The organism is Staphylococcus hyicus (genome assembly GCF_000816085.1).
Taxonomy (GTDB): domain Bacteria; phylum Bacillota; class Bacilli; order Staphylococcales; family Staphylococcaceae; genus Staphylococcus; species Staphylococcus hyicus.
Genome location: NZ_CP008747.1, coordinates 1,616,731 through 1,629,778, shown reverse-complemented (window position 1 = coordinate 1,629,778; position 13,048 = coordinate 1,616,731). Strand labels below are relative to the sequence as shown.

Below are 13,048 nucleotides of genomic sequence, written 5' to 3'. Positions count from 1 at the left end.
GTTTTTTTGTACAAGCATGTATAGTATAAATTAACTACTTAAGGAAACTACACTCAATAGGGGGTCCTAAATTGGATAATGAACGTCAAAAAGCACTCGATACAGTAATAAAAAATATGGAAAAATCTTTTGGGAAAGGTGCCGTCATGAAACTTGGCGAAAATAAAGATCGTCGTGTTTCTAGTGTATCTAGTGGTTCTGTTACATTAGATCATGCATTAGGTGTAGGTGGCTATCCAAAAGGTCGTATTATTGAAGTTTATGGACCTGAAAGTTCAGGTAAAACAACCGTAGCATTACATGCCATTGCTGAAGTGCAAAAAAATGGTGGTGTGGCTGCGTTTATTGATGCAGAGCATGCGCTTGATCCAGTCTACGCTCAAGCTTTAGGTGTAGATATAGATAATTTATATTTATCGCAGCCAGATCATGGTGAGCAAGGGCTTGAGATAGCTGAAGCGTTTGTTCGTAGCGGCGCGGTTGACATTATCATTGTTGACTCTGTGGCTGCATTAACTCCAAAAGCTGAGATCGAAGGCGAAATGGGGGACACACATGTTGGTTTACAAGCACGTTTAATGTCTCAAGCATTACGTAAATTGTCAGCAGCAATTTCAAAATCGAATACAACGGCAATCTTTATTAACCAAATTCGAGAAAAAGTAGGCGTAATGTTCGGCAATCCAGAAACTACGCCAGGTGGTCGAGCTTTAAAGTTCTACAGTTCTGTTCGATTGGAAGTACGTCGTGCTGAACAATTAAAACAAGGACAAGATATTGTAGGTAACCGTACGAAAATCAAAGTGGTTAAAAATAAAGTTGCACCTCCATTCAAAGTGGCTGAAGTAGATATTATGTATGGTCAAGGTATTTCTAGACAAGGTGAACTGATCGACTTAGGTGTGCAACATGATATTGTTGATAAGTCAGGTGCTTGGTATTCTTACAATGGTGAACGAATGGGTCAAGGTAAAGAAAACGTGAAATTATTCTTAAAAGAACATCCTGAATTAGAAAATGAAATTGACCGTAAACTCCGTGAAAAATTAGGTATTTTTGATGGTGATGTTGAAGAAAGTGAACAAGAGTCAGCTCAAACTTTATTTGATGAATAAACGAGACAAGTTATCCATGTCATGAGGATTTAGAGGTAATGTTGTATATATGTATTGGTTGTGACGACACGCAAGCGATTTGATATGGACGTTGTAACTCAAAAGCCTTCAAACTTCTTAAGCGAACAGCTTTGAATTTTGAAGGCTATTTTATATATTCAATCCAATCGAGTGCAACTGCATGAATGAAACCTTACTAAAAATGATATTTTCAAATCAAATTTGTATTCTTTGATTATTAAATGACGCTTCCTACTACATATCAACTATAATTAATATATGATAATTAAAATGTTTGACACAGATACTGTCAGATACCTTGATTTTTCATTGTTCAAAACGTACAATTAAATGTGTATGGTCCTTATTTTTAATCTTATAATCTTATAGATTTATTGACATACAGTACCAAATCCTAGAAAAAGGAGGTGTTTGTGTGAATTTATTAAGCCTCTTACTCATTTTGCTGGGTATCATTCTAGGAGTTGTTGTGGGGTATTTTATTGCCCAAAACGTTATGCGTCAAAAGCAGATTCAAGCACGTAATACTGCTGAAGATATTATTGAACAAGCCAATAAAGAAGCAGAGAATCTCAAAAAAGAAAAATTGATTGAAGCTAAAGAAGAAAACCAAATTCTAAGAGAACGTACCGAAAGTGAACTTAGAGAACGACGTGGTGAACTTCAAAGGCAGGAATCCCGACTTCTTCAAAAGGAAGAGAACTTAGAGCGTAAATCAGATCTTTTAGATAAAAAAGATGAGATTTTAGAGCAAAAAGAATCTAAACTTGAAGAAAGACAACAACACGTAGATGCAAAAGAGAGTAGTGTTCAATCTATAATAATGAAGCACGAACAAGAATTAGAACGCATCTCCGGTCTCACTCAAGATGAAGCACGTCAAGAACAATTAGCACGTGTGGAAGATGAGTTGTCACAAGATATTGCAATATTGGTTAAAGAAAAAGAAAATGAAGCAAAAGAGCAAGTCAATCAAAAAGCAAAAGAGTTACTGGCAACAACGGTTCAACGATTTGCTGCAGATCATACGTCAGAATCGACTGTTTCTGTAGTCAATTTACCAAATGACGAAATGAAGGGACGTATCATAGGCCGTGAAGGTCGTAACATACGTACACTTGAAACGTTAACAGGTATTGATTTAATCATTGATGATACACCTGAAGCTGTTATTTTATCTGGTTTCGACCCAATTCGAAGAGAAATTGCTAAAACGGCCTTAAATAACTTGGTCTCAGATGGTCGTATCCATCCGGGGCGTATTGAAGACATGGTTGAAAAAGCGCGCCGTGATGTCGATGAAATCATTCGTGATGCGGGTGAACAAGCTACGTTTGAATTAAATATCCATAACATGCATCCAGATTTAGTAAAAATTCTCGGGCGTATGCATTATCGTACAAGTTATGGACAAAATGTATTAAAACATTCAATTGAAGTCGCATATCTTTCGGGAATGTTAGCAGCCGAATTAAATGAAGATGTGACGTTAGCAAAACGCGCAGGTTTACTTCATGATGTTGGTAAAGCTATCGATCACGAAGTAGAAGGCAGTCATGTTGAAATCGGTGTAGAACTTGCGAAGAAATATGGGGAATCAGAAACAGTTATTAATGCGATACATTCTCATCATGGTGATGTGGAACCAACGTCGATCATCTCAATTTTAGTTGCAGCTGCAGATGCGCTATCAGCGGCACGACCTGGGGCGAGAAAAGAAACGCTTGAAAATTATATTAAGCGTTTAGAACGCTTAGAACGTATTTCAGAAAATTATGATGGCGTTGAAAAAGCTTTTGCGATTCAAGCTGGTCGAGAAATACGTGTAATGGTTTCACCAGAAGATATCGATGATTTAAAGGCACATCGTCTTGCTAGAGACATCAAAAACCAAATTGAAGATGAGTTACAATATCCTGGTCATATCAAAGTGACAGTCGTCCGTGAGACGAGAGCAATAGAATATGCAAAATAATTAAAAGCAATGTTACCTCGTGTAGCATTGCTTTTTAATTTGATACTTGTCTTTCCTGCTCAATTTATCTATATATTAATGACTATTATGACTGAACGGTCATTCTATACAAGACAAAAATGGTGGGACATAGCTACCCTGTTAATCAAAAAAACCAACAAAATTCTTCGTACATGAACTTTGTTGGTTATATATATTTAGTCTTTATGAGGGAGAGGAATGTGAATTAAACCATCACTTTAATTGTTTCCTTAGCCGAGACTTTGAGGTAAGACACCTAAAAAACGAGGCGTTTGGAACAATTAAAATTAAAATAATTTATGTCCTAGCCCTTTTGTTAAATCATTCTTATTAATGAGATAAATTTAATTCTGTTTCATGTAATTCTTTTAAAGCTCCAGCTGTATCATAGCAATTGGAAGAAATATTGGTATATTTTTCTGCTAAACGATAAGCGTGGATATATAATTCAATACTCTCTTTTGCGATATCTTCAGGATTGTCCTTTTTTGATGGATTCGCTCCGACGACAAGTTCTGCAAATGTTTCAGGATCAATTGAAATTGACATAAAAATGAATACAACTCCTATTATTTTTTGACAGCCATCATCATAAATAAATGGTACCTGTCTCTGTTAAACAATTTACCCTATTCATCTTGATTTAAATCATATTCTCATTCAAATGTTCGCTTGATTAAAACGGAAACATTCGTTATAATACATTCAAATAAATACTTGAATGAGAGGTGGTTCCTTTGGTTAAAGAAGTACCAACTTGTGAATCTTGGTCAATTGATGAAACAAGAATTAAAGAAGCAAAAGATGCGATTAATCAGGCACCCATCAAAGATGTGAGTCAAATGTTTAAAAGTATCGCTGATCTTAATAGAGCTAAAATGACATATGCATTATGTATTCATGAAGAATTATGTGTGTGCGATATCGCAACATTATTGAACATTACAGTAGCTAATGCATCACATCATTTACGGCTTTTATATCATAATGGGGTTGTCACATATCGAAAAGATGGCAAACGTGCGATGTATCGTATTTATGATGAACATATAAGACAAATTATGCTTGTGTCTATTGAACATAAGGAAGAAGTGACATCAAATGAAACAACACACTTATAATGTTGAAGGACTTTCTTGTGCGCACTGTGCAAATAAATTTGAGCACAAACTTAATCAACTTGATTCTGTCCAAATGGCACAAGTGAATTTTGGCGCATCAAAAATATATATCACCGGTAAGCCGACTTTAGATGAACTAGAAGAAGCTGGTGCATTTGAAAATTTAAAAATAACAGAGACACATCCGCGACATTCATTTGAACAATCCTCCAATCAAAATCAGGACACGCAATCATTAACATTGTGGCAAAAATGTAACCAGTTTTATGAAAAAAATGGTGCCATTTGTTTTGCAACTTTGCTGATTATATTAGGATATCTTTCCAAATGGTCTACTGGTGAACATCACATCATTACGATTGTTATTTTTGCAACTTCAATTGTGATTAGCGGAGCCTCATTGTTGAAACAAGGATTTAAAAATTTAATGCGTCTTGAATTTGATATGCACACACTGATGACCATTGCTGTTATAGGTGGTGCATTGATAGGAGAGTGGGGAGAAGTTGCTGTTGTTGTTATTTTGTTTGCGTTAAGTGAAGCGCTAGAGTCCTTTACGATGGATAAAGCAAGGCAGTCCATGCAATCTTTAATCAATATTAGACCTGAAACAGCTTGCCGTTTAATAGGGGATGATATTGAAAAAGTTGATGTAAATGACGTAAATATCAACGATGTTTTATTGATAAAACCTGGTCAAAAAATTCCTTTAGATGGCATCATTCAAAAAGGAGAATCGAGCATTAATCAGGCAGCAATTACAGGTGAGTCCGTTCCAGTTGACAAAGTGGAGGGGGATGAAGTGTTTGCGGGTACTTTAAATGAAAGTGGTGTCTTAGAAGTGTTGGTAACAAAACATTCTACAGATTCAACGCTTTCTAAGATGATTCAAATGGTAGAACGTGCACAAGTGAATAAAGCACCTGCGCAAGCACTTATCGAAAAATTTGCGAAATATTATACACCGTTAATTATGCTTATCGCATTGTGTGTCGCGATAATACCACCGCTCTTGTTTAATGGAGAGTGGCATGCATGGATATATCAAGGATTGTCAGTATTAGTTATAGGTTGTCCATGTGCGCTTGTTATTGCAACACCTATTGCGATTATTTCTAGTGTGAGTAATGCAGCAAAACATGGTGTATTGATTAAAGGTGGTATTCACTTAGAACAGTTGAATCGTATTAAAGCCATTGCATTGGATAAAACAGGGACGTTAACCCAAGGTCATCCTGAAGTATCACATATTGAGATGTTAAATAGTGACATTAACCGCAATGTCGTTTTGCAACACATCGGTGCAATTGAAACGATGTCCACGCATCCAATTGCGCGTGCAGTCGTTTCATATATTCAAAAAGAAGTTCAAATTCCGCCGCATTCCATAACGCATTTCCAATCTCAAACTGGTTTAGGTGTGTCAGCAATAATAGATAACGCACATTACTGTATTGGAAAACCACAACGGTTTAACTTAAAGGCAGATGCGCTTTGGCGAACAAAAGTGATGGCCCTGGAATCCTCAGGACATACGGTAATTTTAGTATCTAAAAATGATGTGATTATTATGCTGATTGCGCTTAAGGATCGAGTGCGTATGAACGCATCAATGAGTTGTGAGCGTTTGAAAAAAATGGGCTTTCAACATATTGAAATGCTAACGGGTGATAATGAGGCGACTGCCAAAAGTATTGCTCAAGATACTGGCGTGACACATTTTAAAGCAAATCAACTCCCTCAAGATAAAATGGCACGTATCTCTGAATTGAAACAACAGTATCGCAATGTAGCTATGGTAGGTGATGGTGTTAATGACGCACCTGCGCTTGCTGATGCAACGATTGGCATAGCCATGGGCGCTGCTGGTACGGATACAGCAATTGAAACGGCAGATATTGCCATTTTGAATGATGATATATCAAAACTTCCGTACACATTCAAATTAAGTCGTCATACAATGCGTATTATAAAAATTAACATTTTAATTGCAATCGGGTTGAAAGTGGCTGCACTGTTACTTGTGATTCCAGGTTGGTTAACATTGTGGATTGCGATTTTTTCAGATATGGGAGCGACATTACTTGTCGGCTTAAATGCATTACGACTATTGTACGTTAAACCTGAGTGAGGATACATGAATCACATTGACATGATGTGCGAACCCGTTACAATAAAATAGTATAAGAAAAGTTGAAGGTTTATGCGTGGTTTTATTATCCACAAATTATTGCATAAACGTTTTTATTAGAGAGGATATTACTTAAATGAGAATACTATTTATTGGAGATATCGTAGGGAAAGTGGGACGTCAAACACTTGAGACCTATTTACCAAAATTAAAACATCATTATCGCCCAACAGTGACGATAGTCAATGCGGAAAATGCAGCACATGGTAAAGGGCTGACTGAAAAAATTTATAAACAGTTGTTAAGACAAGGTGTCGATTTCATGACTATGGGTAATCATACTTATGGTCAACGTGAAATTTATGATTTTATTGATGATGCAACGCGGCTCGTTCGCCCAGCAAACTTCCCAAGTGAAGCGCCGGGCGTGGGCATGCGCGTGATCAATATTAATGATAAGAAACTTGCTGTTATTAATTTGCAAGGGCGTAGCTTTATGCCGATGAGTGACGATCCATTTAAAACGGCAGATCAACTAATTGCGCGTGCCAAAAAAGAAACAGACTATATATTTGTTGATTTTCATGCTGAAACCACATCCGAAAAATATGCGATGGGGTGGTATTTAGATGGACGTGTAAGCGCAGTCGTTGGGACACATACGCATATTCAAACCTCAGATGAACGTATATTACATCAACATACTGCATATATTACAGATGTCGGTATGACGGGGTATTATGACGGCATTTTAGGGATTAATAAAGATGAAGTGATTAAGCGATTTATTACGAGCTTACCGCAACGGCATGTCGTACCAGATGAGGGACGTGGGATTTTATCAGGTGTTGTAATTGATTTGAAATCAGATGGAACGGCAAAATCAATCTCTAGAATATTAATCAATGATGACCATCCATTTGAATAACATTATCGTCCATTAGTATGAATTTTACGAAAACCCATGATTTGTAGAGGCAAATCGTGGGTTATTTTGATATGATATTAATTGAATTTAAACGTGTAGGAGGCTCATTTAAATGAAATCACAAGTATCATGGAAAGTCGGCGGTCAACAAGGTGAAGGTATTGAATCTACAGGTGAAATCTTCGCTACAGCAATGAACCGAAAAGGATACTATTTATACGGCTACCGTCATTTCTCAAGTCGTATTAAAGGTGGCCATACTAATAATAAAATTCGTGTCTCTACTACACCAGTCCATGCAATTAGCGATGATCTTGATATTCTAGTTGCTTTTGATCAAGAAACCATAGTTTTAAATCATCATGAAATGCGTGAAGACAGTGTTATTTTGGCTGATAGTAAGGCGAAGCCAGAAAAGCCTGAAGATTGTAAAGCACAATTGATTGTTTTACCATTTACAGAGATTGCAAAAGAATTAGGCACACCTTTAATGAAAAATATGGTTGCGATTGGGGCAACTTCAGCCTTAATGCATTTAGAATCATCTACATTTGAATCATTAATCGAATCTATGTTTGAGAAAAAAGGGGAAAAAGTTGTTAACCTCAATGTTGAAGCATTACATAAAGGTTATGAACTTATGACACAGCACCTTGCAGACATAGAAGGGGATTTTGTTTTAGAAGAAGGTAACGGAATACCCCATTTATATATGATTGGAAATGATGCGATTGGTTTAGGTGCAATTGCTGGAGGCTCACGTTTTATGGCAGCTTATCCAATTACACCTGCATCGGAAATTATGGAATACATGATTGATCATTTACCAAAAGTGAATGGCACGGTTATTCAAACTGAGGATGAAATCGCTGCTGCAACGATGGCTATTGGTGCAAATTACGGTGGTGTACGTGCATTTACTGCATCGGCTGGACCTGGTCTATCACTCATGATGGAAGCGATTGGATTGTCTGGAATGACCGAAACGCCACTCGTAATTATTAATACACAACGTGGGGGTCCATCAACAGGACTTCCTACCAAGCAAGAACAATCTGATTTGATGCAAATGATATACGGTACACACGGTGATATACCTAAAATTGTATTAGCACCAACAGATGCGGAAGATGCATTTTATTTAACGGTTGAAGCCTTTAATTTAGCTGAAGAATATCAATGTCCAGTGATTTTATTAAGTGATTTACAATTATCATTAGGTAAGCAAACCGTTCAAGCACTAGATTATAATCGTATTGAAATTCGTAGAGAGTCAACGATCATGGATACGATCGAACGTGATGCCGATGATAAAAATTATTTTAAGCGTTATGCTTTAACTGATTCTGGTGTATCTCCAAGGCCAATCCCAGGTGTTAAAGGTGGTATTCATCATGTCACTGGTGTCGAACATAATGAAGAAGGAAAGCCAAGTGAAGCAGCAAGTAATCGACAAGCACAAATGGACAAGCGTATGCGTAAAACAGAACATTTACTCATAAATGACCCAGTTGAAGGAGAAGTCATTCAAGATGAGGTAGATGTACTATATCTAGGATTTATTTCGACAAAAGGTGCCATTGCAGAGGGTGTGGAACGTCTGCAAGAGGCCGGTCATACTGCACATCAATTACAATTACGTCAATTGCATCCGTTCCCTACCGAAACGATTCAAAAAGCTGTGGATAAAGCGAAAAAAGTCGTTGTAGTCGAACATAACTATCAAGGTCAATTGGCAAGTATCATCAAAATGAATGTGCACTTAGGTGATAAATTAATTAAGCAAACGAAGTATGATGGTACACCATTTTTACCAAAAGAAATTGAAGAAAAAGGTTTAGAAATCGTGAATCAATTAAAGGAGCGAGTTTAATTGGCAACTTTTAAAGATTTTAGAAATAATGTAAAGCCGAATTGGTGTCCAGGGTGTGGTGACTTTTCAGTTCAAGCAGCTATACAAAAAGCAGCAGCGAACGTAGGTCTAGAGCCTGAAGAAGTTGCGATAATTACTGGTATTGGGTGTTCGGGTCGTTTGTCAGGTTATGTAAATTCATACGGTGTGCATTCCATTCATGGACGTGCATTGCCGTTAGCACAAGGTGTTAAAATGGCAAATAAAGATTTAACAGTGATTGCTTCTGGTGGTGACGGTGATGGGTATGCGATTGGTATAGGACATACCATTCATGCCTTACGTCGTAATATGAATTTGACGTACATAGTCATGGATAACCAAATTTATGGTTTGACGAAAGGACAAACGTCACCATCTTCAGCAGTAGGATTTGTTACTAAAACGACTCCTAAAGGTAATATCGAACAAAATGTAGCGCCATTAGAGCTAGCATTATCGTCAGGCGCAACATTTGTTGCACAAGGGTTTTCAAATGATATAAAAGGATTGACTAAAATGATTGAAGATGCCATTCAACATGATGGATTTTCATTTGTAAACGTCTTTTCTCCTTGTGTCACATATAATAAAATCAATACCTATGATTGGTTTAAAGCGCATTTAACAAGTATTGAAGAGATTGAAGGTTATGATGTATCTAACAAACAACAAGCGATTCAAACAGTAATCGAACACGAATCCTTACTAAAAGGCATTGTTTATCAAGACACAGTAACACCTTCTTATGAGTCTCAAATTGAAGGTTTGAGCAACCAACCACTCGCACATCAAAACTTAAAACTTGAACAAGCGCAATTCGAATCGTTAACAAAACAATTTATATAAGTTCACATAGCACTCATTCACTGTCATAGACCAAATGAGTGCTATTTTTATAATTTAGAGAGGAGTGTTTTTATGATCGATACGTTAATGAGCATTCAAATCATCCCTAAAACGCCAAACGGGAAAGATGTCATACCATTTGTAGACGAAGCTATCGCCATTATTGAGAAATCTGGATTGAAATATCGTGTAGGTCCCCTTGAAACGACAATTGAAGGGGATATGAGTGAGTTGCTTATCTTGATTCAACAAATGAATGAACGCATGGTGGAACTTGAAGTAGAGAGTGTGATAAGCCAAGTGAAGTTTTATCATGCACCTGAGGGTATTAGCATGTCGACGTTAACTGAGAAATATGATGATATTTAACTATCAATTTCTCTGACACATACGTCATGCATTCAATTTCATTTTGCACTTTTTCTTGATTTTTAATATAATGTACTAATGATATATGGGCAGAAAGGGTTTTGCATGTGAATGAAGAACAAAGAAAAGCGGGCACATTAGATGTGTTATCGCGCCGTAATGAAAAAGAAAAAGATTATAGCAAGTACTTTGAACACGTTTATCAACCCCCAAGTTTAAAAGAAGCCAAAAAACGCGGGAAAGAAGCAGTAGCATATAATAGAGACTTTCAAATTGATGAAAAATATCGCGGTATGGGTAAAGGGCGTACATTTTTAATTAAAACCTATGGGTGTCAAATGAATGCACACGATACGGAAGTCATGGCTGGTATATTCACTGCACTAGGTTATACACCGACTGAAGATGTAAATGTGGCGGATGTTATCTTATTAAATACGTGTGCGATTCGAGAAAATGCTGAAAATAAAGTATTCGGTGAAATTGGTAATTTAAAACATATTAAACAAGAACGCCCAGATTGTTTAATCGGTGTGTGCGGTTGTATGTCACAAGAAGAATCCGTTGTAAATAAAATTTTGAAATCGTATCAAAATGTTGACATGATTTTTGGTACGCATAACATTCACCGCCTTCCTCAAATTTTGGAAGAAGCTTACCTTTCAAAAGCGATGGTAGTGGAAGTTTGGTCTAAAGAAGGCGATGTCATTGAAAATCTCCCTAAAGTGCGCGAAGGTCACATTAAAGCATGGGTTAATATTATGTATGGATGTGACAAATTCTGTACGTATTGTATTGTTCCGTTTACTCGTGGTAAAGAACGGAGCCGCCGTCCGCAAGATATTATAGAAGAAGTACGTGATCTTGCACGTCAAGGTTACCAAGAAATCACATTATTAGGTCAAAATGTGAATTCTTACGGTAAAGATTTAGAGGATCTTGAATATGGTCTCGGTGATTTATTAGAAGATATCGCTAAAATTGATATCCCTCGTGTCCGTTTTACTACGAGTCATCCTTGGGACTTTACAGATCGCATGATTGAAGTTATTGCGCAAGGTGGCAATATCGTACCGCACATCCATTTACCTGTACAATCTGGTAACAATCAAGTACTTAAAATTATGGGACGTAAATATTCTCGTGAAAGTTACTTAGACTTAGTGCGTCGAATTAAGGCAGCGATTCCTGATGTGGCACTGACGACTGATATTATTGTGGGTTACCCAAATGAAACTGAGGAACAGTTTGTAGAGACTCTAACATTGTATGAAGAAGTGGGCTTTGAGCACGCTTATACGTACCTATATTCACAACGAGATGGTACACCTGCAGCTAAAATGAAAGATAATGTGCCTACAGAGGTGAAAAAAGAGCGTTTACAACGTTTGAATCGCTTAGTAGGTGAATATTCAGCACGCGCTTTGGCGCAATACGAAGGTCAAACTGTAAAAGTGTTGTGTGAAGGTGCAAGTAAGAAAGATGATGAAGTATTAGCAGGTTATACTGAAAAGAACAAGCTTGTGAATTTCCGTGCACCTAAAGATGTTATAGGTAAAATTGTTGAGGTGAAAATTGTTGAAGCAAAGCAATTTTCTTTAAATGGTGAATTTGTGGGTGTGTCTGAAACGGCGTTGGTGACGCCTTAATGTTTAAAAAGGATGAAATATTGCGCCATGCAACAATGTTAGGTCAAGATATTCAAGCGCTAGATTCAATCAAACGTTATCGTCAAATCGAAGCGCAAATTCATCTTCATCCAGAAATTGCGAAACAAATGGATGCTTTAAAACAAAATCAGAAGCACTCTGTGAATTTACAAAATTACAATAAACCTATAGCATATGAGCGTTCAGAAAAAACAATTTCACATATTCAAAATGAAATTAATGCATTTCCGATTGTTATGCAATTTAGACAATCACAAGAAGAAGCGAATGATACGCTCCATCTTATTATAGAAACATTAGCAACCAGACTCCAAGGTGCCGATTGCTTCTCTGGTTCTATTCAACAGAAAGAGGAGTGATAGTGTGAATCATAAAAAGCTCACTTTAACGGCACTCTTTATCGCTGTTAATGTGATATTAAGTACGATTGTGGTTATTCCAATTGGGCCATTTAAAGCTATGCCTGTTCAACATTTTATTAATGTATTAAGTGCAGTGCTCTTAGGCCCATGGTTTGGTCTTGCGCAAGCCTTTTTATCGTCTCTTATACGCTTGCTTTTTGGTTTGGGAACCCCGTTTGCCTTTCCAGGTAGTATGGTTGGCGTTCTAGTTGCAAGTTTATTTTATTACGTGAACAAGCATTTATTTGTAGCATCCATTGGAGAAGTCATAGGAACAGGTATTATCGGGAGTTTATTATGCATTCCATTAGCATGGATTTTAGGGTTAGAAGATATGTTGATTAAACCATTAATGGCGACATTTTTATTATCAAGCTTTGTGGGGGCTTCTTTAAGTTATTTCTTATTAATCGTTTTAAAGAAGCGCCATCAGTTGCCCAATTTAGAGCAAAAGTCGAAGCGCAAATTTTAAATACATTTGAAGGTGGGGGATTTGATCTTCCATCTTTTTTTATCGCTTTTTTATCAGTACAATAGTTGTTTTGTGGTTAAAAAG

At 36.9% G+C, this 13,048-nt stretch carries 12 protein-coding genes; 11 read left to right on the top strand and 1 reads right to left on the bottom strand.

The window, feature by feature from the left end; all coding sequences use genetic code 11:
- Positions 1-71 precede the first annotated feature (71 nt).
- Together recA and rny are read left to right on the top strand one after the other, a co-directional pair.
- Positions 72-1,115: a recombinase RecA gene (gene recA / locus SHYC_RS07740; RefSeq protein ID WP_039645995.1), complete on the top strand. Its 1,044-nt coding sequence runs from the start codon at positions 72-74 to the stop codon at positions 1,113-1,115.
- 436 nt (positions 1,116-1,551) lie between these two features.
- Positions 1,552-3,111: a ribonuclease Y gene (gene rny, locus SHYC_RS07735; protein ID WP_039645993.1), complete on the top strand. Its 1,560-nt coding sequence runs from the start codon at positions 1,552-1,554 to the stop codon at positions 3,109-3,111.
- A 351-nt stretch (positions 3,112-3,462) separates the two neighbouring features.
- Here rny and SHYC_RS07730 read toward each other — a convergent pair whose 3' ends face one another.
- Positions 3,463-3,681, bottom strand: a complete 219-nt coding sequence (locus SHYC_RS07730; RefSeq protein ID WP_039645990.1) for a hypothetical protein — start codon at positions 3,679-3,681, stop codon at positions 3,463-3,465.
- Positions 3,682-3,869: 188 nt separating this feature from the next.
- On the opposite strand from SHYC_RS07730, the gene SHYC_RS07725 reads away from it, so the two are divergent.
- The 9 genes from SHYC_RS07725 to thiW all read left to right on the top strand — a co-directional run bounded on the left by SHYC_RS07725 (position 3,870) and on the right by thiW (position 12,964).
- Positions 3,870-4,253 (top strand): ArsR/SmtB family transcription factor, encoded by a 384-nt coding sequence (locus SHYC_RS07725; protein ID WP_039645988.1) that lies wholly within the window; start codon positions 3,870-3,872, stop codon positions 4,251-4,253.
- A complete protein-coding gene (locus SHYC_RS07720) occupies positions 4,234-6,384 on the top strand; it encodes a heavy metal translocating P-type ATPase (RefSeq protein ID WP_039645987.1) in 2,151 nt (716 codons plus the stop codon). Before SHYC_RS07725 ends, SHYC_RS07720 begins: the two co-directional genes overlap by 20 nt.
- A gap of 136 nt (positions 6,385-6,520) precedes the next feature.
- Positions 6,521-7,312 (top strand): TIGR00282 family metallophosphoesterase, encoded by a 792-nt coding sequence (locus tag SHYC_RS07715; RefSeq protein WP_039645986.1) that lies wholly within the window; start codon positions 6,521-6,523, stop codon positions 7,310-7,312.
- Positions 7,313-7,424: 112 nt separating this feature from the next.
- Entirely contained in the window at positions 7,425-9,185 is a 1,761-nt protein-coding gene (locus SHYC_RS07710) for a 2-oxoacid:acceptor oxidoreductase subunit alpha (protein ID WP_039645984.1), read from the top strand.
- Positions 9,186-10,052: a 2-oxoacid:ferredoxin oxidoreductase subunit beta gene (locus SHYC_RS07705; protein WP_039645982.1), complete on the top strand. Its 867-nt coding sequence runs from the start codon at positions 9,186-9,188 to the stop codon at positions 10,050-10,052.
- 72 nt (positions 10,053-10,124) lie between these two features.
- Positions 10,125-10,421 (top strand): thiamine-binding protein, encoded by a 297-nt coding sequence (locus SHYC_RS07700; protein ID WP_039645980.1) that lies wholly within the window; start codon positions 10,125-10,127, stop codon positions 10,419-10,421.
- Between the two features lie 107 nt (positions 10,422-10,528).
- The gene (miaB, locus tag SHYC_RS07695; RefSeq protein ID WP_039645978.1) at positions 10,529-12,070 is read left to right on the top strand and encodes a tRNA (N6-isopentenyl adenosine(37)-C2)-methylthiotransferase MiaB; all 1,542 of its coding nucleotides are present in this window, start codon (positions 10,529-10,531) and stop codon (positions 12,068-12,070) included.
- Positions 12,070-12,450: a YlbF family regulator gene (locus SHYC_RS07690; RefSeq protein WP_039645976.1), complete on the top strand. Its 381-nt coding sequence runs from the start codon at positions 12,070-12,072 to the stop codon at positions 12,448-12,450. The genes miaB and SHYC_RS07690 overlap by 1 nt, the downstream gene beginning before the upstream one ends.
- Before the next feature lie 4 nt (positions 12,451-12,454).
- Positions 12,455-12,964 carry an energy coupling factor transporter S component ThiW gene (gene thiW / locus SHYC_RS07685; protein ID WP_039645975.1) on the top strand — a complete coding sequence of 170 codons (510 nt, stop codon included), beginning with the start codon at positions 12,455-12,457 and terminating at the stop codon, positions 12,962-12,964.
- The last annotated feature ends 84 nt before the right edge of the window (positions 12,965-13,048 follow it).